At 59.1% G+C, this 26,627-nt stretch carries 30 protein-coding genes; 2 read left to right on the forward strand and 28 right to left on the reverse strand.

The window, feature by feature from the left end:
* Positions 1-31 precede the first annotated feature (31 nt).
* The 20 genes from rpsH to rpsL all read right to left on the reverse strand — a co-directional run bounded on the left by rpsH (position 32) and on the right by rpsL (position 11,962).
* The gene (gene rpsH, locus ACCD05_RS02035) at positions 32-430 is read right to left on the reverse strand and encodes a 30S ribosomal protein S8 (protein WP_018900264.1); all 399 of its coding nucleotides are present in this window, start codon (positions 428-430) and stop codon (positions 32-34) included.
* 12 nt (positions 431-442) lie between these two features.
* Entirely contained in the window at positions 443-748 is a 306-nt protein-coding gene (gene rpsN, locus ACCD05_RS02040; RefSeq protein WP_018900265.1) for a 30S ribosomal protein S14, read from the reverse strand.
* Positions 749-780: 32 nt separating this feature from the next.
* Positions 781-1,338, reverse strand: coding sequence for a 50S ribosomal protein L5 (gene rplE / locus ACCD05_RS02045; RefSeq protein ID WP_018900266.1), 558 nt, complete (start codon positions 1,336-1,338; stop codon positions 781-783).
* Positions 1,338-1,640, reverse strand: coding sequence for a 50S ribosomal protein L24 (gene rplX / locus ACCD05_RS02050; protein WP_018900267.1), 303 nt, complete (start codon positions 1,638-1,640; stop codon positions 1,338-1,340). Before rplX ends, rplE begins: the two co-directional genes overlap by 1 nt.
* A 12-nt stretch (positions 1,641-1,652) precedes the next feature.
* Positions 1,653-2,021, reverse strand: coding sequence for a 50S ribosomal protein L14 (gene rplN / locus ACCD05_RS02055; protein ID WP_018900268.1), 369 nt, complete (start codon positions 2,019-2,021; stop codon positions 1,653-1,655).
* 262 nt (positions 2,022-2,283) lie between these two features.
* A complete protein-coding gene (rpsQ, locus tag ACCD05_RS02060; protein WP_018900269.1) occupies positions 2,284-2,523 on the reverse strand; it encodes a 30S ribosomal protein S17 in 240 nt (79 codons plus the stop codon).
* 4 nt (positions 2,524-2,527) lie between these two features.
* Positions 2,528-2,728 (reverse strand): 50S ribosomal protein L29, encoded by a 201-nt coding sequence (gene rpmC, locus ACCD05_RS02065; RefSeq protein WP_016553554.1) that lies wholly within the window; start codon positions 2,726-2,728, stop codon positions 2,528-2,530.
* A 12-nt stretch (positions 2,729-2,740) separates the two neighbouring features.
* Entirely contained in the window at positions 2,741-3,154 is a 414-nt protein-coding gene (rplP, locus tag ACCD05_RS02070; RefSeq protein ID WP_003573792.1) for a 50S ribosomal protein L16, read from the reverse strand.
* Between the two features lie 36 nt (positions 3,155-3,190).
* On the reverse strand, positions 3,191-3,910 hold the full coding sequence (gene rpsC / locus ACCD05_RS02075) for a 30S ribosomal protein S3 (RefSeq protein ID WP_018900270.1): 720 nt from the start codon (positions 3,908-3,910) through the stop codon (positions 3,191-3,193).
* Positions 3,910-4,302, reverse strand: a complete 393-nt coding sequence (gene rplV, locus ACCD05_RS02080) for a 50S ribosomal protein L22 (protein WP_018900271.1) — start codon at positions 4,300-4,302, stop codon at positions 3,910-3,912. Before rplV ends, rpsC begins: the two co-directional genes overlap by 1 nt.
* A gap of 2 nt (positions 4,303-4,304) precedes the next feature.
* The gene (gene rpsS, locus ACCD05_RS02085; protein WP_018900272.1) at positions 4,305-4,583 is read right to left on the reverse strand and encodes a 30S ribosomal protein S19; all 279 of its coding nucleotides are present in this window, start codon (positions 4,581-4,583) and stop codon (positions 4,305-4,307) included.
* 15 nt (positions 4,584-4,598) lie between these two features.
* The gene (rplB, locus tag ACCD05_RS02090) at positions 4,599-5,435 is read right to left on the reverse strand and encodes a 50S ribosomal protein L2 (RefSeq protein ID WP_018900273.1); all 837 of its coding nucleotides are present in this window, start codon (positions 5,433-5,435) and stop codon (positions 4,599-4,601) included.
* A gap of 11 nt (positions 5,436-5,446) precedes the next feature.
* Positions 5,447-5,740: a 50S ribosomal protein L23 gene (locus ACCD05_RS02095; protein ID WP_018900274.1), complete on the reverse strand. Its 294-nt coding sequence runs from the start codon at positions 5,738-5,740 to the stop codon at positions 5,447-5,449.
* Positions 5,737-6,357 (reverse strand): 50S ribosomal protein L4, encoded by a 621-nt coding sequence (gene rplD / locus ACCD05_RS02100; protein WP_018900275.1) that lies wholly within the window; start codon positions 6,355-6,357, stop codon positions 5,737-5,739. Before rplD ends, ACCD05_RS02095 begins: the two co-directional genes overlap by 4 nt.
* A 13-nt stretch (positions 6,358-6,370) precedes the next feature.
* Entirely contained in the window at positions 6,371-7,012 is a 642-nt protein-coding gene (gene rplC / locus ACCD05_RS02105; protein ID WP_065690142.1) for a 50S ribosomal protein L3, read from the reverse strand.
* Between the two features lie 34 nt (positions 7,013-7,046).
* Positions 7,047-7,355 carry a 30S ribosomal protein S10 gene (gene rpsJ / locus ACCD05_RS02110; RefSeq protein ID WP_003547547.1) on the reverse strand — a complete coding sequence of 103 codons (309 nt, stop codon included), beginning with the start codon at positions 7,353-7,355 and terminating at the stop codon, positions 7,047-7,049.
* Positions 7,356-7,668: 313 nt separating this feature from the next.
* The gene (gene tuf, locus ACCD05_RS02115) at positions 7,669-8,844 is read right to left on the reverse strand and encodes an elongation factor Tu (protein ID WP_111561256.1); all 1,176 of its coding nucleotides are present in this window, start codon (positions 8,842-8,844) and stop codon (positions 7,669-7,671) included.
* Between the two features lie 67 nt (positions 8,845-8,911).
* The gene (gene fusA / locus ACCD05_RS02120) at positions 8,912-11,011 is read right to left on the reverse strand and encodes an elongation factor G (RefSeq protein WP_112945139.1); all 2,100 of its coding nucleotides are present in this window, start codon (positions 11,009-11,011) and stop codon (positions 8,912-8,914) included.
* A 30-nt stretch (positions 11,012-11,041) separates the two neighbouring features.
* Positions 11,042-11,512 (reverse strand): 30S ribosomal protein S7, encoded by a 471-nt coding sequence (gene rpsG / locus ACCD05_RS02125; protein WP_018902682.1) that lies wholly within the window; start codon positions 11,510-11,512, stop codon positions 11,042-11,044.
* Positions 11,513-11,590: 78 nt separating this feature from the next.
* Positions 11,591-11,962, reverse strand: a complete 372-nt coding sequence (rpsL, locus tag ACCD05_RS02130) for a 30S ribosomal protein S12 (RefSeq protein WP_018902683.1) — start codon at positions 11,960-11,962, stop codon at positions 11,591-11,593.
* A 484-nt stretch (positions 11,963-12,446) separates the two neighbouring features.
* Here rpsL and ACCD05_RS02135 point away from each other — a divergent pair, with 484 nt between their 5' ends.
* Positions 12,447-12,740: a hypothetical protein gene (locus tag ACCD05_RS02135; RefSeq protein ID WP_018902684.1), complete on the forward strand. Its 294-nt coding sequence runs from the start codon at positions 12,447-12,449 to the stop codon at positions 12,738-12,740.
* A 9-nt stretch (positions 12,741-12,749) separates the two neighbouring features.
* Complete coding sequence (locus ACCD05_RS02140; RefSeq protein WP_413391064.1) at positions 12,750-13,193, forward strand: NUDIX hydrolase; 444 nt, start codon at positions 12,750-12,752, stop codon at positions 13,191-13,193.
* A gap of 10 nt (positions 13,194-13,203) precedes the next feature.
* Here ACCD05_RS02140 and tnpC read toward each other — a convergent pair whose 3' ends face one another.
* From tnpC to rplA, 8 genes are all read right to left on the reverse strand, one after another.
* Positions 13,204-14,859: an IS66 family transposase gene (tnpC, locus tag ACCD05_RS02145; RefSeq protein WP_413390881.1), complete on the reverse strand. Its 1,656-nt coding sequence runs from the start codon at positions 14,857-14,859 to the stop codon at positions 13,204-13,206.
* Between the two features lie 45 nt (positions 14,860-14,904).
* Entirely contained in the window at positions 14,905-15,252 is a 348-nt protein-coding gene (tnpB, locus tag ACCD05_RS02150) for an IS66 family insertion sequence element accessory protein TnpB (RefSeq protein WP_008536653.1), read from the reverse strand.
* On the reverse strand, positions 15,249-15,656 hold the full coding sequence (gene tnpA / locus ACCD05_RS02155; protein WP_413390885.1) for an IS66-like element accessory protein TnpA: 408 nt from the start codon (positions 15,654-15,656) through the stop codon (positions 15,249-15,251). Before tnpA ends, tnpB begins: the two co-directional genes overlap by 4 nt.
* Positions 15,657-15,855: 199 nt before the next feature.
* Positions 15,856-20,067 (reverse strand): DNA-directed RNA polymerase subunit beta', encoded by a 4,212-nt coding sequence (gene rpoC, locus ACCD05_RS02160; protein ID WP_413390887.1) that lies wholly within the window; start codon positions 20,065-20,067, stop codon positions 15,856-15,858.
* A 189-nt stretch (positions 20,068-20,256) separates the two neighbouring features.
* Positions 20,257-24,393 carry a DNA-directed RNA polymerase subunit beta gene (gene rpoB, locus ACCD05_RS02165; RefSeq protein ID WP_413390889.1) on the reverse strand — a complete coding sequence of 1,379 codons (4,137 nt, stop codon included), beginning with the start codon at positions 24,391-24,393 and terminating at the stop codon, positions 20,257-20,259.
* Positions 24,394-24,651: 258 nt separating this feature from the next.
* Positions 24,652-25,029 (reverse strand): 50S ribosomal protein L7/L12, encoded by a 378-nt coding sequence (gene rplL, locus ACCD05_RS02170; protein ID WP_018902688.1) that lies wholly within the window; start codon positions 25,027-25,029, stop codon positions 24,652-24,654.
* A 58-nt stretch (positions 25,030-25,087) separates the two neighbouring features.
* Positions 25,088-25,606 (reverse strand): 50S ribosomal protein L10, encoded by a 519-nt coding sequence (rplJ, locus tag ACCD05_RS02175; protein WP_413390891.1) that lies wholly within the window; start codon positions 25,604-25,606, stop codon positions 25,088-25,090.
* Between the two features lie 326 nt (positions 25,607-25,932).
* Positions 25,933-26,625: a 50S ribosomal protein L1 gene (rplA, locus tag ACCD05_RS02180; protein ID WP_018902690.1), complete on the reverse strand. Its 693-nt coding sequence runs from the start codon at positions 26,623-26,625 to the stop codon at positions 25,933-25,935.
* Between the last annotated feature and the right edge of the window lie 2 nt (positions 26,626-26,627).

The raw sequence follows: 26,627 nt of genomic DNA on the forward strand, positions 1-26,627 counted from the left end.
GTCTGTTCGCTATGGAGATCGATGCTCGGTATTAGAATACCGAGCAAAGAACCTCGCCACCAACGTTCTGTTCGCGAGCCTGGTGATCAGCCATCACACCCTTCGGAGTCGAAAGGATGGTGATGCCGAGACCGTTCGCGACCTGCGGAATGGACTTGACCGAGACATAAACCCGGCGGCCCGGCTTGGACACACGGCCGATCTCACGGATCACCGATGCGCCTTCGTAGTACTTCAGCTCGATGTTGATTTCAGACTTGCCATTGCCGAAATCGACAAGAGCGTAGCCACGGATGTAGCCTTCAGCCTGGAGAACATCGAGAACACGTGCACGGAGCTTCGAAGCAGGCGTCGAGACCGACGACTTGCGGCGGGAAGCGCCGTTACGGATGCGGGTGAGCATATCGCCCAACGGATCAGTCATTGTCATCTAACCTGCTCCTTACCAGCTGGACTTGACGATGCCCGGCACCTTGCCGAGATTGCCGAGTTCACGCAGCGCGATACGCGACATGCGCAGTTTGCGGTAGTATGCGCGCGGACGGCCCGATACTTCACAACGGTTGCGAATACGGGTCTTCGATCCATCGCGCGGCAGGGATGCCAGCTTGATCGAGGCCTTGAACCGGTCTTCGATCGGAAGAGCCTGGTTCATGATGATCGCCTTCAACTCGGCGCGCTTAGCGGCCTGGTTGGCGACCGTAATACGGCGGCGCTTGTTCTTTTCAACTGCGCTGGTCTTCGCCATGTGTGGTTCCTTTTCTACGCTCGTCGTTACGGTTACTGACGGAACGGGAAGTTGAACTCTGTGAGCAGAGCCCGTGCTTCGTCGTCCTTGGTGGCCGTCGTGCAAACGATGATGTCCATGCCCCACATCTGATCAACCTTATCGTAGTTGATCTCAGGGAACACAATGTGCTCCTTGATGCCCATGGCGAAGTTGCCACGGCCGTCAAAGCTCTTCGGGTTCAGGCCGCGGAAGTCGCGAACGCGCGGAAGCGCGATGTTCACGAGACGGTCCAGGAACTCGTACATGCGAGCGCCGCGCAGGGTAACCTTTGCGCCGATCGGCATATCTTCGCGGACCTTGAAGCCAGCGATGGAGTTGCGTGCACGGGTGATGACCGGCTTCTGACCTGCGATAGCGGCCAGGTCAGCTGCAGCAACAGTCGGCTTCTTCGAATCAGCCGTTGCTTCACCAACACCCATGTTGATTACGATCTTGTCGAGCTTCGGAATCATCATCTCGTTGGCGTAGGAGAACTTCTCCTGCATCGCCGCGCGGATGCGCTCGACATATTCCTTCTTGAGCCGCGGCTCGTACTTTGCCTGAGCCATCAGATCACCTCACCGGAACGCTTGGCCACACGGACCTTCTTGCCGTCAACAACCTTGAAACCAACGCGGGTCGGCTTGCCGTCCTTGTCGATGATCGAGACGTTGGACAAGTGAACCGAGGCTTCCTTGCTGATGATGCCGGCTTCCTGGGTCTGCGTCTGGCGCTGGTGGCGCTTCACGACGTTGACGCCACGGACTACGGCGCGATCTTCCTTGGGCAGAACCTGAAGGACTTCGCCGGTACGGCCCTTGTCCTTGCCTGCGAGCATGACGACCGTGTCGCCCTTACGAATCTTTTGCATCGTTCGTGCTCCTTACAGTACTTCTGGAGCGAGCGAGATGATCTTCATGTGGTTCTTGGCGCGAAGTTCGCGCGGAACCGGTCCGAAGATACGGGTGCCGATCGGCTCTTTCTTGTTGTCGATGAGGACTGCTGCATTGGTGTCGAAGCGGATGATGGAACCATCTACGCGACGGATTTCCTTGGCGGTGCGAACGACAACCGCCTTCATCACGTCACCCTTCTTCACGCGGCCGCGCGGAATAGCTTCCTTGATCGAAACGACGATAACGTCGCCGATCGAGGCATACTTGCGCTTAGAACCGCCCAGCACCTTGATGCACATGACACGACGTGCGCCGGAATTATCCGCCACGTCGAGGTTTGTTTGCATCTGAATCATATCAGGTCGCCTTCTTGTGTTTACCGGAATGGTTGGGCTGTCGCCCCCTACCCCGGCATATGAAAATTGTCAGCCGGCCGCTTGCCACGAGAGCAGGCGAAAACACGGCATTAGCTTGACTAGCGCGGGATCGATCGTGCCAGGGTGGTTTCCCAAACGGGACCTTCCGTGCGCTCAAAGCAAAAGAACGCTCGACGAACGAGCGTTCTGACGCTGCTTCATACAGAAATTTCCGCGAGACGCAAGGCCTCGCGAGAAATTCTTACTTTGCCTGGCCGGAAATGACCGTCCAGCACTTGTCCTTGGAGATCGGCGCGCATTCCTCGATGGATACGGTATCGCCAATCTTGTACTGATTGTTTTCGTCGTGGGCCTTGTACTTCTTGGAACGACGAACGGTCTTCTGCATCAGCGGATGAGCGAAACGACGCTCAACGCGGACAACTACAGTCTTCTCGTTCTTGTCGCCAACGACGACGCCCTGCAGGATGCGCTTCGGCATATTCTTAGGCCTTTGCTTCTGCCGCCTTCTGGCGGGCAATGGTTTTCACGCGGGCGATGTCCTTGCGAACTTCGTTGACGCGGGAGGACTTTTCGAGCTGACCGGTGGCCTTCTGGAAGCGCAGGTTGAACTGCTCCTTCTTCAGGTCGGCGAGCTTGTCCTTGAGCTGATCGGCCGTCAGGCCGCGAACTTCTTCGGCTTTCATGTGCCTTGCTCCTTACTCTGCAATGCGCTGTACGAAGCGCGTCTTGACCGAGAGCTTGGCAGAGCCGAGGCGAAGCGCTTCGCGAGCGATTTCTTCGCTGACGCCGTCGATCTCGAACATCATGCGGCCTGGCTTGACCTTGCATGCCCAATATTCAACAGAGCCCTTACCCTTACCCATACGGACTTCGGTCGGCTTTGCGGTTACCGGAACATCCGGGAACACGCGGATCCATACACGGCCAGCACGCTTCATGTAGCGCGTGATCGCGCGGCGGGCCGCTTCGATCTCGCGTGCATTTACGCGGTTTGGCTCCTGAGCCTTAAGGCCGAATTCACCGAAGGCGAGGTCGGAACCACCCTTGGCGACGCCCTTGATGCGGCCCTTAAATTGCTTGCGGTACTTGGTACGCTTTGGCTGCAACATTTTCTTATTCTCCGAACTTATCTGCCACCAACGCTATTAAGCGTTGTCGCGGCGACGATCGCGGTCACGGCTAGCCGGACCCTGAGCATCACCCTCGAGTGCGCGGCGCTCGGAGGCCATCGGATCGTGCTCAAGGATTTCGCCCTTGAAGATCCAAACCTTGATGCCGCAGATACCGAAAGCGGTTTCCGCTTCGGCTGTGCCGTAGTCGATGTCAGCGCGCAGCGTATGCAGCGGCACGCGACCTTCGCGGTACCATTCCGTACGAGCGATTTCAGCACCGCCGAGACGGCCCGCGCAGGTGATCTTGATGCCTTCGGCGCCAAGACGCATTGCGGACTGAACGGCGCGCTTCATGGCGCGACGGAAAGCAACACGACGCTCGAGCTGCTGAGCGATCGACTGAGCGACCAGTACAGCGTCGACTTCCGGCTTGCGAACTTCAACGATGTTGAGGTGCGTTTCGGAGTTCGTCATGTCCGACAGCTTCTTGCGGAGCTTGTCGATGTCTGCGCCCTTCTTGCCGATGATCAGGCCCGGACGAGCCGAGTGGATCGTGACGCGGCACTTCTTGTGCGGACGCTCGATAACCACTTTGGAGATACCAGCCTGCTTCAGTTCGCTCATGACGAACTTGCGCATCTTCAGGTCTTCGTGCAGCAGCTGACCGTATTCGGCATTGTCCGCGAACCAGCGGCTATCCCAGGTACGGTTGATGCCAAGACGGAAACCAATTGGATTGATTTTCTGACCCATTATGCGGCCTCCTCGGTGGCGGCTTCAACTTCGCGAACAACGATCGTGAGGTGCGCAAAGGGCTTTTCGATGCGCGATGCACGACCACGGCCACGAGCGTGGAAACGCTTCATGACGATCGACTTGCCAACGTAAGCTTCCGCTACGACCAGCGAGTCAACGTCGAGATCATGGTTGTTCTCGGCGTTTGCGATCGCAGATTCGAGCGTCTTCTTGACGGCGCCTGCGATGCGCTTGCGGGAGAATTCCAGCTCAGCGAGTGCGCGCTCGACCTTCTTGCCGCGGATAGCCGCGGCAACCAGGTTGAGCTTCTGTGGGCTGACGCGGAGCGTGCGGGCGACTGCTTGCGCCTCGTTGTCCTTCAGCCGGCGTTCGGCTTTTGCCTTGCCCATCGTTACTTCCTCTTTGCCTTCTTGTCCGCACCGTGACCGTAGTAGGTCCGGGTCGGAGAGAATTCACCGAATTTGTGACCGACCATGTCTTCATTGACGTTGACCGGAATATGCTTGCTGCCGTTGTAGACGCCGAAGGTGAGACCGACGAACTGGGGCAGGATCGTGGAGCGACGGCTCCAGATCTTGATTACTTCTGCACGTCCGCCTTCACGAACCTTCTCAGCCTTCTTGAGAAGATAGCCGTCAACGAACGGACCTTTCCATACTGAACGAGCCATTGGAGACTTCCTCTCTTACTTCTTACGCTGATGACGCGAGCGCATGATCATCTTGTCGGTCGACTTGTTCGACCGGGTGCGCTTGCCCTTGGTCGGCTTACCCCAAGGGGTAACCGGGTGACGACCACCGGAAGTGCGGCCTTCACCACCACCGTGCGGGTGGTCGACAGGGTTCATGACAACACCGCGGTTATGCGGACGCTTGCCGCGCCATACGGTACGACCGGCCTTGCCGTCGTTGATGTTGGCGTGGTCAGGGTTCGAAACCGCACCGATCGAAGCAAGGCAGGAGCCCGGCACGAGGCGCTGTTCGCCAGAGTTCAGACGAAGGATCGCGAGACCCGCATCGCGGCCTACGAGCTGTGCGTAGGAACCAGCGGAGCGAGCGATCTGACCGCCCTTGCCCGGCTTCATTTCCACGTTGTGGATGATGGAGCCAACCGGGATGTACTGCAGGGGCATGGTGTTGCCCGGCTTTACGTCCACAGCCTTTTCAGAGGCGATGACCTTATCGCCGGCAGCAAGGCGCTGCGGAGCGATGATGTAGGCCTGTTCGCCGTCGGCGTAGGAGATGAGCGCGATGAACGCGGTACGGTTCGGGTCGTATTCGATACGCTCGACCGTGCCTTCAACTTCGAACTTGCGACGCTTGAAGTCGATCAGACGATACGTACGCTTGTGACCGCCGCCGATGAAGCGAGCCGTGATGCGACCGAGGTTGTTACGACCGCCGCTCTTGGTCAGACCCTGCGTCAGCGCCTTGACCGGCTTGCCCTTGTAGAGCGAAGAGCGGTCGACGATGACCAGCTGACGCTGGCTCGGGGTCGTAGGATTGAATGTTTTCAATGCCATGTTTTTATTCCTCAGAGACCGGTGGAGACGTCGATCGTCTGGCCTTCAGCCAAAGTCACGATTGCCTTCTTCACGTCCTTCTGCTTGCCGACAAAACCGCGGAAACGACGGGTCTTGCCCTTGCGGAGCAGAGTGTTGACGGCCGTGACCTTGACGCCGAAGAGCGCCTCGACTGCAGCCTTGATTTCCGGCTTCGACGCCGTCTTAGCGACGTTGAAAACAACCTGGTTGTTTTCCGATACCAGAGTGGACTTTTCGGTGATCGACGGCGAGACGATCACATCATAGTGGCGAAGATCGGTCACTTGAAACGCTCCTCTAGAGCTTCAACGGCAGCCTTGGAAAGCACGAGCTTGCCACGGCGCACGATGTCATAAACGTTGATGCCCTGGATCGGCAGAACATCGATGTTCGGGATGTTCTTGGCTGCGAGCTTGAAGTTGCCATCAAGTTCGGCGCCGCCGATGAAGAGAGCGTTGGTCAGGCCGAGCGTTGCGAAGGTCGAAGCCAGAGCCTTGGTCTTTGCTTCAGCAGCAACCAGGTTGTCGATGATGATGACATCATCGGACTTCAGCTTTGCCGACAGAGCCAGACGCAGGCCGAGAGCGCGAACCTTCTTCGGAAGGTCGTGTTCGTGGCTGCGAGCAACCGGGCCGTGAGCCTTACCACCGCCGCGGAACTGCGGAGCACGAGCCGAATGGTGACGAGCGCGGCCCGTACCCTTCTGCTTGTACATCTTGGCGCCGGTGCGCCATACGTCGGCACGGCCCTTAGCCTGGTGAGTGCCCTGCTGCTTCTTGGCAAGCTGCCAGCGGATTACGCGGGCGAGAATGTCTTCGCGGGGCTCGAGACCGAAAATCGCGTCAGAAAGAGAAACCTTCCCTGCGTCTTTTCCCTCGAGGGTCTTGACGTTGAATTCCATTGGTCTGGCTCCCTTACTTCGCGGCCGACTTGACGGCGTCGCGCACGATGATCCAGGCACCCTTGGAACCGGGTACTGCACCCTTGATCAGGATCAGACCACGATCTTCGTCGGTCGAAACCACTTCAAGGTTCTGAGTCGTTACGCGCGTCTGGCCCATGTGACCAGCCATCTTCTTGTTCTTGAAAACCTTGCCCGGGTCCTGGCGCGAGCCGGTCGAACCGTGCGAGCGGTGCGAAACCGACACACCGTGCGTGGCGCGCAGACCGCCGAAGCCGTGACGCTTCATGGCGCCGGCAAAGCCCTTACCAATCGTCGTGCCGGTGACATCGACGAGCTGACCGGTGGCGAAGTGGCCAGCCTTGAGCTCGGTGCCGACGTCAAGCAGGTTGTCTTCCGAAACACGGAATTCAGCGAGCTTGGCCTTCGGCTCGACGTTGGCAATAGCGAAATTGCCGCGCATCGCCTTGGACGTGTTCTTGACCTTCGCCGTGCCAGCACCAAGCTGAACTGCGGCGTAGCCGTTCTTTTCTACTGTGCGCTGGGCTACGACCTGGCAGCCTTCCATACGCAATACTGTTACCGGAACATGTTCGCCGGCGTCGTTATAGACGCGGGTCATGCCGATCTTCTGTGCAATCACACCTGAACGCATCGGTTCAATCCTTCCAACTCAGCTCGAGCTAGGCTCAGAGCTTGATCTCAACATCGACACCAGCGGCGAGATCGAGCTTCATCAGCGCGTCTACCGTCTGCGGTGTCGGGTCAACGATGTCGAGGAGGCGCTTATGCGTGCGCATCTCGAACTGCTCGCGGCTCTTCTTGTCGATGTGTGGGGACCGGTTTACCGTAAACTTCTCGATGCGAGTCGGAAGCGGAACGGGGCCCCGGACGCTTGCGCCGGTGCGCTTCGCCGTCGACACGATCTCGCGCGTCGAAGCGTCGAGAATGCGGTGATCGAACGCCTTCAGGCGAATGCGGATATTTTGGCCGTTCATTCGACGTTATCCTTGTGTTTGTTACTTACGCGCCCTTGTTCAAGGCACGGGTTGTTTTCTTCCCTAAAGGCGGACCACCGGTTTCAAAGATCGAGAGGGACGTCGGAAACCGGCATCCCTATCCAGTCTTCAGGCCTTTCGGCCACCTTTATGTTAGCTTCAGTCTGCCGCTTCGAAACGACGAAGCAGCGCGCAAACAGCGCTTGCGCGCCATGTGCCGTATTTCTTTGTAATAAGCAAGCGGCTAAAGCCACTTGCTTCATAATAATGTCATCGAAGCGGCCGTCTCTTCCGAGACGGCCGATCTCAATGATTACTCGATGATCGAGGCAACGATGCCTGCGCCGACGGTACGGCCGCCTTCGCGGATAGCGAAGCGCAGCTTTTCTTCCATCGCGATCGGAACGATCAGCTCAACGGCAACCGTGACGTTGTCGCCAGGCATAACCATTTCCGTGCCTTCCGGCAGCGAAACGATGCCGGTTACGTCCGTCGTGCGGAAGTAGAACTGCGGACGGTAGTTCGTGAAGAACGGCGTATGACGGCCGCCTTCTTCCTTCGTCAGGATGTAGGCTTCAGCCATGAACTTCTTGTGCGGCTTGACAGAGCCCGGCTTGCACAGGATCTGACCACGCTCAACGCCGTCACGGTTAACGCCGCGAACCAGAGCGCCGATGTTGTCGCCAGCCTGGCCCTGATCGAGCAGCTTGCGGAACATTTCAACGCCGGTAACCGTCGTCTTCGAGGTGGCGCGGATGCCGACGATTTCGACTTCTTCACCAACCTTGACGATGCCGCGCTCGACGCGACCGGTCACAACCGTACCACGACCCGAGATCGAGAACACGTCTTCGATCGGCATCAGGAACGGCTGGTCGATCGGACGCTCAGGCGTCGGAATGTAGGCGTCGACAGCGGCCATCAGTTCGCGAACGGCGTCTTCGCCGATCTTCTTGTCCGAATCGTTGAGAGCGGCAAGAGCCGAACCCTTGACGACAGGAACGTCGTCGCCCGGGAAGTCGTAGGACGACAGAAGTTCGCGAACTTCCATCTCGACGAGTTCGAGCAGTTCCGCGTCGTCGACCTGGTCGACCTTGTTGAGGAACACGACCAGAGCCGGAACGCCAACCTGACGAGCGAGCAGGATGTGCTCGCGGGTCTGCGGCATCGGGCCGTCAGCAGCAGAGCAAACCAGGATCGCGCCGTCCATCTGTGCGGCACCGGTGATCATGTTCTTGACGTAGTCGGCGTGGCCGGGGCAATCAACGTGGGCATAGTGACGGTTGGCCGTCTCGTACTCGACGTGTGCCGTCGAGATGGTGATGCCGCGTGCCTTTTCTTCCGGAGCAGCGTCGATCTGGTCGTACGCCTTGAACTCGCCGAAATACTTCGTGATCGCTGCCGTCAGAGACGTCTTGCCGTGGTCAACGTGGCCGATCGTGCCGATGTTAACGTGCGGCTTGTTGCGCTCAAATTTGCTCTTTGCCATTTAGGCTCTCCATTCTTGCAAGTCCGCGAGGGACTTAATTCTTGTTATCGGTCAATTGGTATTCCGGTCACTTCTGACCGGAATACTTTGCCTGGATCTCGGTTGCGACGTTCGACGGGACCGGCGAGTAGTGATCGAAGGTCATCGTGTACTGTGCGCGGCCCTGCGACATGGAGCGCAGGTTGTCGACGTACTTGAACATGTTCGCCAGCGGAACGTTGGCGTTGATGACGATCGCGATGCCGCGCTGTTCCTGACCCTGGATCTGACCACGGCGGGAGTTCAGGTCACCGATGACGTCACCGACGTAATCTTCCGGCGTTACGACTTCAACCTTCATCATCGGCTCGAGGAGCTGAGCGCCGGCCTTCTTGGCTGCTTCACGGAAGCAAGCACGCGAAGCGATTTCGAACGCGAGAACGGACGAGTCAACGTCGTGGAAGGCACCGTCAACGAGCGTCGCCTTGACGCCGAGCATCGGGAAGCCAGCCAGCGGACCGGAAGACAGAACGCTTTCGATACCCTTCTGAACGCCCGGGATGTATTCCTTCGGAACAGCACCGCCGACGATCTTGGATTCGAACTTGAAGTCGTCGCCTTCTGGGTTCGGTTCGAAGATGATCTTGACGCGCGCGAACTGACCGGTACCACCGGACTGCTTCTTGTGCGTGTAGTCTTCTTCGTGCTGACGCGTGATGGTTTCGCGATAGGCAACCTGCGGAGCACCGACGGTTGCTTCAACCTTGAATTCGCGACGCATGCGGTCGACGAGAATGTCGAGGTGAAGTTCGCCCATGCCGGCGATGATCGTCTGACCGGATTCCTGGTCAGTCTTCACGCGGAAGGACGGGTCTTCAGCAGCCAGACGGTTGAGCGCGAGGCCCATCTTTTCCTGGTCGCCCTTGGTCTTCGGCTCGATCGCGATCTGGATGACCGGCTCGGGGAATTCCATGCGCTCAAGGATAACCGGCTTCAGCGGATCGCAGAGCGTATCGCCAGTGGTGGTTTCCTTGAGACCGGCGAGAGCAACGATGTCGCCTGCGAAGGCTTCTTCGATGTCTTCACGCGAGTTCGAGTGCATCTGCAGCATGCGGCCGACGCGCTCGCGCTTGTCCTTGACCGTGTTCATGACCGACGCGCCCTTTTCGAGCTTGCCGGAGTAGATGCGAGCGAAGGTCAGCGAACCGACGAAGGGGTCGTTCATGATCTTGAACGCGAGCATGGAAAGCGGCTCGGCGTCGTCAGCATGACGTTCGATTTCGGCTTCGGTCTTGAAGTCGATGCCCTTGATCGCCGGAATATCGAGCGGCGACGGCAGGTAGTCGACAACAGCGTCGAGCAGCGGCTGAACGCCCTTGTTCTTGAAGGCGGTGCCGCAGAACATCGGGTGGAACTTGACGTCGATCGTGCCGCGACGAACGAGCGCGCGGATCTGGTCGTTGTCGGGCATGGTGCCTTCGAGGTAGGCTTCCATCGCGGCTTCGTCGATCTCGACAACGGTCTCGATCAGCTTTTCGCGATATTCAGCAGCCTTTTCCTTCAGGTCGTCGGGGATTTCGACAACGTCCCACTGAGCGCCGAGCGACTCGTCGCGCCAGATGAGAGCGTTCATCTCGATCAGGTCGACAACGCCCTTGAAGTCGGACTCTGCGCCGATCGGGAGCTGCATGACGACTGCGGTGGCGCCGAGACGGGTCTTGATCATTTCTACCGAGCGGTAGAAGTCAGCACCGGTCTTGTCCATCTTGTTGCAGAAGATCATACGCGGAACGTTGTACTTCTCAGCCTGACGCCAGACGGTTTCCGTCTGCGGCTCTACGCCTGCGTTGGCATCGAGAAGGGCAACGGCACCGTCGAGAACGCGCAGCGAACGTTCGACTTCGATGGTGAAGTCGACGTGGCCGGGGGTGTCGATGATGTTGAAGCGACGCATCTTGCCGTCGCGACCCTTCCAGAAGGTCGTGGTCGCAGCGGACGTGATCGTGATGCCACGCTCCTGCTCCTGCTCCATCCAGTCCATCGTGGCGGCGCCATCGTGCACTTCGCCGATCTTGTGCGACTTGCCGGTGTAGTAAAGGATACGCTCGGTCGTCGTCGTCTTGCCGGCGTCGATGTGCGCCATGATACCGAAATTACGGTAGTCTTCGATTTTATATTCGCGAGCCATAATGGACTGCCTTTCGGGAACCGTTCGGGATTACCAGCGATAATGCGAGAACGCACGGTTGGCATCAGCCATCTTGTGCGTGTCTTCGCGCTTCTTGACGGCGCTACCACGGTTGTTGGATGCATCGAGAAGTTCGCCGGAAAGGCGATCGACCATCGTCGTCTCATTGCGCTTGCGAGCGGCAGTGATCAGCCAGCGAATTGCGAGGGCCTGGCGACGCTCGGGGCGAACATCGACCGGAACCTGGTACGTAGCACCACCAACGCGGCGCGAACGGACTTCTACGTGCGGAGCAATGTTGTCGAGGGCGGCGTGGAAAACAACCAGCGGCTCCTGCTTCGACTTGTTCTGCACGGAGTCAAATGCGCCGTAAACAATGCTTTCAGCGACGGACTTCTTGCCGTCAAGCATGATTGCATTCATGAACTTGGTGACGATGAGATCGCCGAACTTGGGGTCCGGGTTGATCTCGCGCTTTTCTGCTCTGTGACGTCTGGACATACTTCTCGTCTCTTAACCGTTAAGGCGCTTTATCACGCGGAGGACCTCACGCAGCGCCGAATTTACAAAAAGTCCGAATTACTTCGGACGCTTCGCACCGTACTTGGAGCGGCGCTGCTTGCGGTTCTTGACACCCTGGGTATCGAGAACGCCGCGGATGATGTGGTAACGAACACCCGGCAAGTCCTTCACGCGGCCGCCACGGATCATGACGACAGAGTGTTCCTGCAGGTTGTGACCTTCGCCAGGAATGTAGCCGATGACTTCGAAGCCATTGGTCAGACGGATCTTGGCAACCTTACGGAGAGCCGAGTTCGGCTTCTTCGGGGTCGTGGTGTAGACGCGGGTGCAAACACCACGCTTCTGCGGGTTTTCCTGCAGAGCAGGAACCTTGTTACGCTTTACGTTTGGCTGGCGCGGCTTGCGGATCAGCTGGTTTACGGTAGGCATTCAACCATCCCTTACGTTTAAATCTCAAACCCTTGCGGGCGTAACTCACGCCGTCTCCGGCAAGATCACACGCCTGTCTCAATGCGCAAAACGTGGCCCGATCTGTTTTCGCAGATGGACCACAAAGAGCAGAGGACGCAAAAGAAATGCGTCATGCGTGCAGGCAACATATCTTCAACGTGCGTTTCGAACCTTGTTTGAGGTGATATCGAGGGCGTGTCGCCCCAGATGGCCATGCCTCACATGGGTTCCGATGGCGCGGGTACTACTGGTTTCCCGTCGTCTCGTCAAGGCTGTTAACAAATAATCTTCCCGAGAAGGCCTTGAAACGCGGCCTTTTGGCCGCCGTCCGGACCTTTTAGACAAAATCGCGTGCGGTGGCCAAGATAAACTTGGGCATTGCAGCGAAAGCGGCTAAGGAATCAGAGATTGCAGAGGCCAAGTGCCTGAAATGAGATTCAAATCTCGAATCGAAGGACGAAGAATGATTACCAGCCCGGACAACGACAACAACAACGAAGGCCCGATGGTCTTCATCATCATCGGCAAGGGTTATGAGACCGATGGCAGCGAAGGTGTCGATCTGCACATCATGCTGAAGGCGGCCGACGACGACAGCGCGGTTCGCGAAGCGTTGAACGCGTTGTCCGAGGAAGGTTTCATCGAGGCCGACCTCGACCAGATCGGCATGCTGACCGACATTCCGGAAGAAGAGCCGCACGCGTCCGCCTACAAGGGCGCGGTCGAAGGCGAAGTCGCGATCATTCGCTTCAGCTGAGCCGACATGATGGAGCCGGATGCGCTGAAAGTGCTGATCTATGCCACTTGGCGCGACCGGCTTCTCGTTTTCGACGAGCCGGACTTTCCCGACGTGCTCTGGCAGGTGCCGGGCGGAACGGTCGAGACCGGCGAAGAAATCGCCGAGGCGGCGTTGCGGGAATTCTCCGAGGAAACCGGCCTAGCGCCATCAGCTCCCCTCACCCCGCTTGACATGCACGACTACCGGTTTTCGCTGAAGATCGGTGGTATCGCCTGGCACCGCCGGCACTATTTTCATGTCGAACTCGACGGTCGCCACCCAGAGACATGGCTGCACCATGAGCTGACGCCATTCGGCGGCGGCGACCCGATCCAGTTTCGCTTCTTCTGGATCGATCTTGCGCAAGCGAAAGCCCGGCTGGGCTATGGCATGGAACACTGCCTGCCGATGATCGGCGTAAGCCTCCGGTGAAGACCACAGGTCAGGCAGCTTGAGCGTTGACGGTCGGCGGCGTCCAATTCCACGGAAGCAACTGCTCCAGCCTGATAATCGGCGTGTCAGCTATGCGGGCAAGAACGTCGGCCAGCCACGCCTGCGGATCGATGTCGTTGAGCTTTGCCGTCATGATCAACGTTGCCATGAAGGCTGCACGATCCGCGCCGCGGTCTGATCCGGCGAAGAGCCAGGACTTCCTACCGAGTGCGAAGCCTCGCAGGGCTCGCTCCGCGGCGTTGTTCGTGAGGCAAATCCGGCCATCCTCCAGGAATGACGTGAAGCCGTCCCATCGCTTGAGCATATAATCAATGGCCTCCGCGACCGGAGAACTGCGTGACAGCTTTAACCGCTCGGTTTGAAGCCAAGCCTGCAGATCATTGACGAGCGGCAGGCTTTCCTTGTGGCGACTCTCCAGGCGTTGATCGGCGGTGAGCCCGTTGATCTCGCGCTCGATATCGAACAGGCTGTCGATCCGTTTGACGGCCTCAAGCGCCATAGGCGAGATCGGCGTGGCGTTCTTTCCACGCTTGGCGTTTGCGGCAATGTCGGCGAGCACGAAGAACTTGCGCCGCGAGTGCGCCCAGCAAAACGCCTGACTTAGCGGATTTGGATCGCGATCATCCTTGAACAGCGGATTGTAGCCACCATAGGCGTCCGCCTGCAGAATACCGGTGAAGGTCTTCAGGTGGCGCTCCGGATGTTCCTGCCGCCGATCGCGCGAGGCATAGTAAAGGGCTGCCGGCGGTGAGAGGCCTCCGAACGGCCGATCATCCCGGACATAAGTCCAGATGCGGCCCGTATCGGTCTTTCCCTTTGCGAGGATCGGGACGGTCGTGTCGTCGCCATGCAGTCGCTCGGCGGCAAGGACATGCGTCTCGATCAGGGAGTGGATGGGCTTCAGCGCCGCTGCACATGCTCCAACCTGATCGGCCAGCGTCGACAAGCTGAGGTCGACGCCCTCGCGGGCATAGCGTTCGCTCTGGCGATTGAGTGGCTGGTGCTGGGCGAACTTCTCGAACAGGATCATCGCCAGCAGGTTCGGCCCTGCAAAACCGCGGGGCGTTACGTGGAATGGTGCCGGCGGCTGCGTGATCTTCTCACACTCGCGGCAGGTAAACTTCTCCCGCACCGTCTGGATGACCTTCCACTGACGCGGTACGACCTCCAGGGTCTCGGTGATGTCCTCGCCAAGCTTCGACAACTTAGCCGATCCGCAGCAGGCGCAATTGGCGGGAGCGGCGATAACGACGCGTTCGCGTGGCAGGTGTTCGGGGAATGACTTACGTGACGGACGCCTGCGCTCGAAGGCTTTGACGGTTGAAGCTTTGGCGGCGATTTCCGCGACCAATTCATCTTCACCGGCATCCGCTTCGAGCTCCTCGAGCTGCAGTTCCATCTGCTCAAGGAGCCGCGCCTTACGCTCGGATCGGCTGCCGTAGAGTTCACGTCGAACCTTGTCGATCTCCAGCTTCAGCCGTGCGATCAGCGCCTCGGAATGCGATACGAGTGCCTTGGCGCTGGCGGCTTCTGCCTTGGCGGCCGCCGCTTCTGCTTCGGCTGCGACACGGCGCGCACGTTCCTGGGCCAGCAGTGCGAGGGCACTGGCAAGGTCGTCCGGAAGCTCTTCGGTCGCATTGCTCATGACAGGATGGAATCATATTCGACCCCATCATTCCAGTGTTTTTGCTTATCCGGCCGACGTTGGCCGCCAGGTCTTTTGCGGCATCCGCCAGTCGATGCCCTCCAGCAGATAACCGAGCTGCGCAGGCGTGATCACTACCGTACCATCGGCCGCTGAAGGCCAGATGAAGCGTCCTCGCTCGAGCTTCTTCGTGAACAGGCAAGCTCCCTGGCCGTCATGCCAGATCACCTTGATCAAGCCACCGCCTCGGCCGCGGAATACGAACAGGTGACCGCACATCGGGTCGCGCTTTAGCGCCTCCTGCACCATCAACGACAGACCGGGGAAGCCTTTGCGCATATCGGTGTGGCCCGTCGCCAACCAGACCTTCACTCCACTCGGAACCGGGATCATCGCAGCCCCAGCACGCAATCGAGTATCCGGCCAAGCGCTTCCGTGTCGATGTCGCTATCCACGCGGACGCGTCGGCCCCGACCAAGTTCGATTGTTACATCACTGCGCTTCCGACGAGGATGGAATTTGGTGGGTGGTTCCGGCTGAGCGGGGGAGACTGTCGAAGCGGCCTCGGACACGATCACCGGCACCAAAGCCGCAGTGTCAGATCTTGGCTCCTCGATCCGACAAAGCTCTTTGCGCCAACGGAACAACTGGCTGACATGGATGCCGGCCGCGCGGGCAATCTCGGAGATGACCGCGTCTGGCTCAAAGCACGCAGCGACGAGCCGCTCTTTATCTTCGCGTGACCAACGCCGACGGCGCTCCACAGACGTGATCACCTCAATTGGATGCTTCGTCATATGACTACTCCTAGTGTTACCACTAGGACTGGCAGTCAGCAGGCCGTCATCGCAAGACGGCCTTCACCGTGGGCTTACTGATCGGCTGACGCCGCGCCCTCCCCGCTCCCCACTTTCATATCCTCAAACGAAAAAACCGCCCGGATCGCTCCGGGCGGTTTTCAATTCTTGTTATCCGGTCTTGCGACCCGGGCGCCGATTACTCGGCGGCCGGTGCGCTTTCGCCAGCCAGATCCTGAAGCATCGGGGTCGCGACATCCGCGCCCGTGCCCTTGCGGCGTTCTTCGAGGATCAGCTCGTCGCGCGAGGTCGCGATACGGCGGATCTGGGTCATGGTGCCACCGGTACCAGCCGGGATGAGGCGGCCGACGATGACGTTTTCCTTCAGACCCTGCAGGCCGTCGGTCTTGCCGGCGATCGCAGCTTCCGTCAGCACCTTCGTCGTTTCCTGGAAGGATGCGGCGGAGATGAAGGACGGCGTCTGCAGCGATGCCTTGGTGATGCCGAGCAGAACCGGCTCGCCATAGGCAGGCTTCTTGCCCTGTTCGATCAGGCTGTCGTTGACGTCTTCGAGCTCGATACGGTCTACGTTGTCGCCGACGATATAGGTCGAGTCGCCTGCATCGGTGATTTCCACCTTCTGCAGCATCTGACGGACAATCACTTCGATGTGCTTGTCGTTGATGACAACGCCCTGCAGACGATAGACTTCCTGGATTTCGTTGACCAGGTACGAAGCCAGAGCTTCGACGCCCTTGATCGCCAGGATGTCGTGCGGCGCGGGGTTACCGTCGAGGATGTAGTCACCCTTTTCGATATAGTCACCTTCCATCAGATGGAACGGCTTGCCCTTCGGGATCAGATACTCGACCGGCTCGACACCGTCTTCCGCCGGCTCGATGATGACGCGACGCTTGTTCTTGTAGTCGCGGCCGAGGCGGATCGTACCATCGATCTCAGCGATGATGGCGTGGTCCTTCGGACGACGAGCTTCGAACAGTTCGGCAACACGCGGCAGACCACCGGTGATGTCCTTGGTCTTGGCGCTTTCCAGCGGCGAACGTGCAAGCACGTCACCCTGGGAAACCTTCTGACCAGGCTCGACCGACAGGATCGCGTCAACCGACAGCTGGAAGCGGGCATCAGCACCGCGCGGCAGCTTCATGACGTTGCCGCTGGCGTCCATGATGACGATCGACGGCTTGAGGTCAGAACCGCGCGGGGTCGAACGCCAGTCGATAACCTGACGCTTGGTGATACCCGTGGATTCGTCGGTCGCTTCGAGAACGGAGAGACCATCGACGACGTCTTCGAACTGAACGGTACCCGAGACTTCCGTCATCATCGGACGGGTGTACGGATCCCACTCGGCCAGACGCTGACCGCGCTTGACCTTGTCGCCATCATCGACGTGCAGCTTCGAACCGTAGGCGACGCGCTGCGAAGAGCGCTCGACGCCACGCTCGTCGAGAATGGTGACCGCCATGTTGCGGCCCATAGCGACGAGGACGTTCTCCGAGTTGCGCAGAACGTTGCGGTTCTTGATCTGGATCGTACCTTCATACGATGCTTCCAGGAACGACTGGTCGACCACGTTTGCCGTGCCACCAAGGTGGAACGTACGCATGGTGAGCTGCGTGCCCGGCTCGCCGATCGACTGAGCAGCGATGACGCCGACCGCTTCACCCATGTTGACTGGAGTACCGCGGGCAAGGTCACGACCGTAGCAGACCGAGCAGACGCCCGTCTGGACTTCGCAGGTCAGTGCGGAGCGGATACGGATCGACTGGATACCAGCCTTTTCGATCTCGATGACATCGGGCTCGAGGATCATCTTGCCAGCGTCGACGAGACGCTCGCCGGTGACCGGATGATCGATATCATCCAGAGCCGTACGGCCGAGGATACGAACGCCGAGCGAAGCAACGACCTGACCGGCATCGACGATGGCGGTCATGGTGAGGCCCTTGTCGGTGCCGCAATCCACGAGGTTGACGATGCAATCCTGCGCGACGTCGACGAGACGACGGGTCAGGTAACCGGAGTTCGCCGTCTTCAGAGCGGTGTCTGCGAGACCCTTACGGGCACCGTGGGTCGAGTTGAAGTACTCGTTAACGGTCAGACCTTCCTTGAAGTTCGACGTGATCGGCGTCTCGATGATTTCACCCGACGGCTTGGCCATCAGGCCGCGCATGCCGCCCAGCTGGCGCATCTGGTTCGGAGAACCACGGGCACCCGAGTGCGACATCATGTAGATGGCGTTCATCTGCTTCTGGCGACCCGTTTCCGGATCGAACTCGACGGCCTTAATGCGGGCCATCATGTCCTCGGCGACCTTTTCGGTTGCCTTACCCCAAGCGTCAACGACCTTGTTGTACTTCTCGCCCTGAGTGATCAGGCCGTCGTTGTACTGCTGCTCGTATTCCTTGACCAGGTTTTCGGTGTCGCCGACGATCTTCGCCTTCGAGTCCGGGATAACCATGTCGTCCTTGCCGAACGAAATGCCGGCGCGGCAGGCGTGGGTGAAGCCGAGCTGCATGATGCGGTCGCAGAAAATGACCGTGTCCTTCTGGCCGCAATGACGATAGACCGTGTCGATCATCTTGGAGATGTTCTTCTTGGTCATTTCCTGGTTGCAGATGTCGAAGGTCACCTTGCCGTTCTTCGGCAGAAGTTCGCCGATGAGCAGACGGCCGGGGGTCGTTTCATAGATCTTCGAGTAGGGCTTGCCATCCTCGTCGATCGACTTGAAGCGGCCGCGGATCTTGGAGTGCAGCGTCACGACCTTGTTTTCAAGCGCGTGATGCAGTTCGCCCAGATCGGAGAAAGCCATGCCTTCGCCCGGCTCGTTCTGGTTCATGATCGCGAGGTAGTACAGGCCGAGAACCATGTCCTGCGACGGAACGATGATCGGTGCACCGTTTGCAGGGTGCAGGATGTTGTTCGTCGACATCATCAGGACGCGGGCTTCGAGCTGCGCTTCGAGCGACAGCGGCACGTGAACGGCCATCTGGTCACCATCGAAGTCGGCGTTGAAAGCCGTGCAGACGAGCGGATGCAGCTGGATGGCCTTGCCTTCGACCAGGATCGGTTCGAAGGCCTGGATGCCCAGGCGGTGCAGCGTCGGTGCGCGGTTCAGGAGAACCGGATGCTCGCGGATGACCTCGTCGAGGATATCCCAGACTTCCGGCTTTTCCTTTTCAACCAGCTTCTTGGCCTGCTTGACGGTCGAGGAGTAACCCTTGGCGTCGAGGCGGGCGTAGATGAACGGCTTGAACAGCTCGAGCGCCATCTTCTTCGGCAGGCCGCACTGGTGCAGCTTCAGTTCCGGACCGGTCACGATGACCGAACGGCCGGAATAGTCGACGCGCTTGCCGAGCAGGTTCTGACGGAAGCGGCCCTGCTTGCCCTTGAGCATGTCGGACAGCGACTTCAGCGGACGCTTGTTGGCGCCGGTGATGACGCGGCCACGGCGGCCGTTGTCGAACAGCGCGTCCACAGATTCCTGCAGCATGCGCTTTTCGTTACGGATGATGATGCCCGGAGCGCGCAGTTCGATCAGGCGCTTCAGACGGTTGTTACGGTTGATGACGCGGCGGTACAGGTCGTTCAAGTCGGACGTCGCGAAACGGCCGCCATCGAGCGGAACCAGCGGACGCAGGTCCGGCGGGATAACCGGGACGACCTTCATGATCATCCATTCCGGACGGTTGCCCGACTCCATGAAGTTCTCGACGATCTTCAGGCGCTTCATCAGCTTCTTCTGCTTGAGATCCGACGTGGTGTCGGCCAGATCCGAGCGCAGGTCGCCCGCGATCTTCTCAAGGTTCATCGATGCCAGCATTTCGAAGATGGCTTCAGCGCCGATCATGGCGGTGAACTGATCTTCGCCGTACTCATCGACGGCAAGCATGTATTCTTCTTCCGTCAGGAGCTGGTGCTCCTTGAGCGCGGTGAGGCCCGGCTCGGTGACGATGTAGTGTTCGAAGTAGAGAACGCGCTCCACATCCTTCAGCGTCATGTCGAGCAACGTCGAGATGCGCGAAGGAAGCGACTTCAGGAACCAGATGTGGGCGACGGGAGCGGCGAGCTCGATGTGGCCCATACGCTCACGGCGAACGCGCGACAGCGTGACTTCGACGCCGCACTTTTCGCAGATGATGCCCTTGTACTTCATGCGCTTGTACTTGCCGCACAAGCATTCGTAGTCCTTGATCGGTCCGAAGATGCGGGCGCAGAACAGACCATCGCGTTCAGGCTTGAACGTACGATAGTTGATCGTTTCCGGCTTCTTGATCTCACCATAAGACCAGGAGAGAATCTTCTCCGGAGACGCAATCGAGATCCGGATGGAATCGAAATTCTGCGCAGGCACCTGCGGATTGAAAAGATTCATGACCTCTTGGTTCATGCCTGTCTCCTTCATGGGCTGAAAGCCCTCAAACTGCGATGATCAGCGGCAAATCCCGGGCGCCGCGCCATCGCGAAAAAACGACAATAACCGCAGAATGCGGCGAAATCGTCCCTTCCCGGCCAACACGTTACGGGGCCAGAGCTGGGACGGTGCGCGCTACATGGCAGCGCGCACCCTATCAGGTGGTTACTCGGCGGCGTCCGGCAACTGGCCGGTCTGCTGCTCGTCAACCTTCGAGTTCTCGAGCTCGACGGAAAGACCCAGAGAGCGCATTTCCTTGACGAGAACGTTGAAGCTTTCGGGAATACCCGCTTCGAACGTGTCGTCGCCACGGACGATGGCTTCGTAGACCTTGGTACGGCCGGCGACGTCGTCGGACTTGACCGTGAGCATTTCCTGCAGCGTGTAAGCCGCACCGTATGCTTCCAGAGCCCAGACTTCCATTTCCCCGAAGCGCTGACCGCCGAACTGCGCCTTGCCGCCCAGCGGCTGCTGGGTAACGAGCGAGTAAGGACCGATCGAACGAGCGTGGATCTTGTCGTCAACCAGGTGGTTGAGCTTGATCATGTACATGTAGCCGACGGTGACCTTGCGGTCGAAGGGCTCGCCCGTGCGGCCGTCGTACAGAACCGACTGACCACTTTCGTGCAGACCTGCCTTCTTCAGCATCGAGGCAACGTCAGGCTCATGCGCACCGTCGAAGACCGGCGTTGCGATGGAGACACCACGGCGGGACTGTTCGGCCAGCTTGACCAGCGCGTCGTCGTCGAAGTGGGCGACTTCATCCTTGGCCTGCGAAGCGTAGACATCCGTCAGCTCCGTCTTCAGGTCGGTGATGTCCATCGTCTTGCGGTATTCGTCGAGCAGCTCGCCGATCTTCTTACCCATGCCGGCGCAAGCCCAGGCAAGGTGGGTTTCGAGGATCTGGCCAACGTTCATGCGCGAAGGCACGCCCAGCGGGTTCAAGCAGATGTCGACATGCGTGCCGTCTTCGAGGAACGGCATGTCTTCGACAGGCACGATACGCGAGACAACGCCCTTGTTACCGTGACGGCCGGCCATCTTGTCGCCCGGCTGGATCTTGCGCTTCACAGCAACGAAGACCTTGACCATCTTCATGACGCCAGGAGGCATTTCATCGCCGCGCTGGACCTTCTCGACCTTGTCCATGAAGCGCTGTTCAAGGCGCGACTTGGATTCGTCGTACTGGCCACGCAGAGCTTCGAGCTCGGACTGAACCTTCTCGTCTTCGACGGCGAACATCCACCACTGCGAGCGGGGATATTCGGAGACGACGGCGTTTGCCAGCTCGGTGCCCTTCTTGAAGCCCTTCGGGCCTGCGATGGCAACCTGGCCACGCAGCATGTCGATCAGACGGCCGTAGACGTTACGGTCGAGGATCGCCTGCTCGTCGTCGCGGTCCTTTGCAAGACGCTCGATCTCTTCGCGCTCGATAGCCATCGCGCGCTCGTCCTTTTCAACGCCGTGGCGGTTGAAAACGCGAACTTCGACGATCGTGCCGTAGGTGCCCGGAGGCATGCGCATGGAGGTGTCGCGAACGTCGGACGCCTTTTCACCGAAGATGGCGCGCAGCAGCTTTTCTTCCGGCGTCATCGGGCTTTCGCCCTTCGGCGTGATCTTGCCGACGAGGATGTCGCCCGGCTGAACTTCAGCACCGATGTAGACGATACCGGCTTCGTCGAGGTTCTTCAGCGCTTCTTCCGAAACGTTCGGAATGTCGCGCGTGATTTCTTCCGGACCAAGCTTGGTGTCGCGGGCCATCACTTCGAATTCTTCGATGTGGATGGAGGTGAACACGTCGTCAGCGACGATGCGTTCCGACATCAGGATCGAGTCTTCGTAGTTGTAACCGTTCCACGGCATGAACGCGACGAGCGCGTTGCGGCCGAGTGCCAGGTCGCCCAGGTCCGTCGACGGGCCGTCAGCGAGAATGTCGCCGCGGTTGATGACGTCACCAACGGTGACCAGCGGACGCTGGTTGACGCAGGTGTTCTGGTTGGAACGCTGGAACTTCTGCAGACGGTAGATGTCAACACCGGACTTGCCGGCATCGAGGTCTTCCGTCGCGCGGATAACGATACGCGTCGCGTCGACCTGGTCGACCACACCGCCACGGCGAGCGCCGATAGCAGCGCCGGAGTCGCGGGCAACGATCGGCTCCATGCCGGTGCCGACGAACGGAGCTTCGGCGCGCAGCAGAGGCACGGCCTGACGCTGCATGTTCGAGCCCATGAGAGCGCGGTTGGCGTCGTCGTTTTCCAGGAACGGGATGAGAGCGGCTGCGACCGAAACGACCTGCTTCGGCGAAACGTCCATCAGGTTCATGCTATCGCGCGGAGCGAGCATAACTTCGCCAGCGTGACGGCAAACAACGAATTCGTCAACGAACGAACCATCGGAACCGAGTTCGGCGTTGGCCTGAGCGACGTAGTACTTCGCCTCTTCCATTGCGGAGAGGTAAAGAACGTCGTTCGTGACCTTGCCGTCAACGATGCGGCGGTACGGCGATTCAATGAAGCCGTACTTGTTGACGCGTGCGAAGGTAGCCAGCGAGTTGATCAGACCGATGTTCGGACCTTCCGGCGTTTCGATCGGGCAAATACGGCCGTAGTGGGTCGGGTGAACGTCGCGGACTTCGAAGCCTGCGCGCTCGCGGGTCAGACCACCCGGGCCAAGAGCCGAGAGACGACGCTTGTGGGTGATTTCCGAAAGCGGGTTCACCTGGTCCATGAACTGCGACAGCTGCGAGGAGCCGAAGAATTCGCGGACGGCAGCTGCTGCCGGCTTGGCGTTGATCAGGTCCTGCGGCATGACCGTGTCGATTTCGATCGAGGACATGCGTTCCTTGATCGCGCGCTCCATGCGGAGCAGGCCGAGGCGGTACTGGTTTTCCATCAGTTCGCCGACGGAGCGAACGCGACGGTTGCCGAGGTTGTCGATGTCGTCGATCTCGCCCTTGCCGTCGCGCAGTTCGACGAGCATCTTGACCACGGCCAGGATGTCGTCCTTGCGCAGGACACGGACGGTGTCTTCGACTTCGAGGTCGAGACGCATGTTCATCTTGACGCGACCAACAGCCGACAGGTCGTAGCGCTCGGCGTCGAAGAACAGCGAGTTGAACATCGCTTCGGCCGATTCCATGGTCGGCGGTTCACCCGGACGCATGACGCGATAGATGTCGAACAGAGCGTCCTGACGGTTCTCGTTCTTGTCGGCGTTCAGCGTGTTGCGGATGTAGGCGCCGACATTGATGTGGTCGATGCCGAGAACCGGGATCTCTTCGAAACCGTGCGACAGGATGACGGCGAGCGACTTCTCGTCGATTTCGTCGCCTGCCTCGAGGTAGATTTCACCCGTGGAGTAGTTGACGATGTCTTCGGCGAGGAAGTTGCCGTACAGGTCTTCGTCGGTCGCCTGCAGAGCCTTGAGGCCCTTTTCGGACAGCTGACGGAGCAGACGCGGGGTCAGCTTCTTGCCGCCTTCGACGACGACTTCGCCGGTGTCGGCGTCGATCATGTCGCTGATCGTCTTCGCACCCTTGAGGGTCTCAGGGGTAAACGGAATGCGCCAGCCCTTGCCGTCACGAACATAGTCGGACTTGGTGTAGAAGGTCGACAGGATCTCTTCGCCGTCCATGCCGAGCGCCATCAGCAGCGACGTTACCGGCAGCTTGCGGCGACGGTCGATGCGGGCGTAGACGATGTCCTTGGCGTCGAATTCGATGTCGAGCCAGGAACCGCGATACGGGATGACGCGAGCAGCAAACAGCAGCTTGCCGGACGAGTGGCTCTTGCCCTTGTCGTGGTCGAAGAACACGCCCGGCGAACGGTGCATCTGAGACACGATGACGCGCTCGGTGCCGTTGACGATGAACGTACCGTTATTGGTCATGAGCGGCATATCGCCCATGTAAACCGACTGTTCCTTGATGTCCTTGATCGACTTCGCGCCCGTATCTTCATCGATATCGAACACGATCAGACGGAGAGTAACCTTCAGCGGCGCGGCGTAGGTCAGGTCGCGCTGGCGGCATTCATCGACGTCGAACTTCGGCGGTTCGAACTCGTAGGACACGAATTCCAGCATGGAAGCGCCGGAGAAATCCGTGATCGGGAATACGGACTTGAAAACCGACTGAAGGCCCTCGTCAGGGCGACCGCCCTCGGGCTCTTCAACCATCAAAAATTGGTCATAGGACGCCTTCTGAACCTCGATGAGGTTCGGCATTTCCGTGACTTCTGGGATCTTACCGAAAAACTTGCGTACGCGCCTACGACCATTGAACGAAAGGGTCTGAGCCATCGTCGCTCCTTCAAAATTGCATCCGGGCCTGCAACGGACGGGAACCGATGGCCAGTCGACCCCGTCAAGCAATGTGTGCTTCAAACTCGTCTCACTTCCCGAAATCACGAGGCCGGATTGCCTGCGCGTCTCGGTTCGAGACCATCCTCTTGAAGAACCCATTACCCAAAAGCCGTTTTCACGCGGCTTTTGGGTAATTCGTTCCGGGAAACGGCAAATGGGAGGCCGGAAATCCAGCCTCCCAGATGCAGTTCAAGATTACTTAACGTCGACCTTAGCGCCGGCGTCTTCAAGCTTCTTCTTGATGTCGGCAGCTTCAGCCTTGGAAACAGCTTCCTTGACAGCCTTCGGAGCGGCTTCAACGAGGTCCTTAGCTTCCTTCAGGCCGAGGCCCGTGATAGCGCGAACTTCCTTGATGACGTTGATCTTGTTAGCGCCGGCGTCAGCCAGGATAACGTCGAACTCGGTCTTTTCTTCTTCAGCAGCAGCCGGAGCAGCGCCACCGCCAGCAGCAGCAACTGCTACCGGAGCAGCAGCGGAAACGCCCCACTTTTCTTCGAGAAGCTTGGACAGTTCTGCAGCTTCCAGAACGGTCAGCGAGGAGAGGTCGTCTACGATCTTTGCGAGATCAGCCATTGTATCAATTCCTTATGTTCGGTTCGAACCGGTTGTTTATAAACAGCAAAAAACCGCCTTATGCGGCTTCGTCCTTCTTGGCGTAAGCCGAGAACACGCGAGCAAGCTGGCTTGCCGGTGCCTGAACAACGCCTGCGATGCGGGTAGCCGGAGTCTGGATCATGCCCAGCAGCTTCGCGCGCAGTTCGTCCAACGAAGGCAGGGTCGCGAGCGACTTGACTGCATCTGCGTTGAGCGTCGTTGTCCCCATGGCGCCGCCCAAAACAACGATCTTATCGTTGGTCTTGGCGAAATCCACGACGACTTTCGGAGCGGTGATCGGGTCATTGCTGTATGCAATGAGCGTCTGACCGTTGAAGAGACCAGAGATCCCTTCCGCTTCCGTACCCTGAAGGGCGATTTTGGCCAGGCGGTTCTTCGCGACTTTGACGGTACCGCCAGCTGCGCGCATCTTGGAACGGAAGTCGTTCATCTGCGCGACTGTAGCACCAGCATAGTGGGCCACGACAACCGAGCCCGAAGCCTTGAAGACTTCGTTCAGTTCCGTGACGAATTCGCGTTTTTCCGCTCTTTCCACTGCCTATCTCCAGTAGATGAGACCGTGACCGGCCCCATCGGGTTGCCTTTGCCTCCTGAGATCACGAATGATCCCAAGCGACGCTTGAGGATCCTGTCCCCTCGCGCTCCGCGCCAGAAAGGCTAAGAGGCACAAGGCATCCAAGGTTCGAACCAAATCGATGAAGCACAGCTTCAAAAATTCGGGCCTTACCCGTCTCATGCAGGCCAAGTGATTAAGGGAAAACCACCTGCAATCTCGGACAGGATTCCGGATTTCTCCGGAATATCCCGGCCTCTTGCGAGGCCGGAATCTGATGAGCCGGACCGAAGCCCGGCGAAACTTTATTAAGCGGCCGTGACCGAAGCGACTTCGATCTTGACGCCCGGGCCCATGGTCGAAGAGATCGCTACGCGCTTGACGTAGTTACCCTTTGCGCCAGCCGGCTTTGCCTTGATGACGGCGTCAGCGAAAGCCTTGATGTTTTCTTCAAGAGCCTTGGCGTCGAACGAAGCCTTGCCGATGCCGGCGTGGACGATACCAGCCTTTTCGACGCGGAATTCGACAGCGCCGCCCTTGGAAGCCTTGACGGCGCCAGCGACGTCCATGGTGACGGTGCCAACCTTCGGGTTCGGCATCATGCCACGCGGGCCGAGAACCTTACCGAGGCGACCGACGAGCGGCATCATGTCCGGGGTCGCGATGCAGCGATCGAAGTCGATCTTGCCGCCCTGAACGATCTCGACGAGATCTTCAGCGCCGACAACGTCAGCACCAGCGGCCTTGGCTTCGTCAGCCTTGGCGCCACGTGCGAAGACGGCGACGCGAACGTCACGGCCCGTGCCGTTCGGCAGGTTGACAACGCCGCGGACCATCTGGTCAGCGTGACGCGGGTCAACACCGAGGTTCATCGATACTTCGACGGTTTCGTCGAACTTGGCGACAGCCCGTTCCTTGACCATGCTGATAGCGAGGTCGAGAGCGTAGAGCTTCGTGGGATCAACACCTTCGTTGATCTTCTTGGTGCGCTTGCCTGCCATGG

It is taken from the genome of Rhizobium sp. Rhizsp42, assembly GCF_047304155.1.
Lineage (GTDB): Bacteria > Pseudomonadota > Alphaproteobacteria > Rhizobiales > Rhizobiaceae > Rhizobium.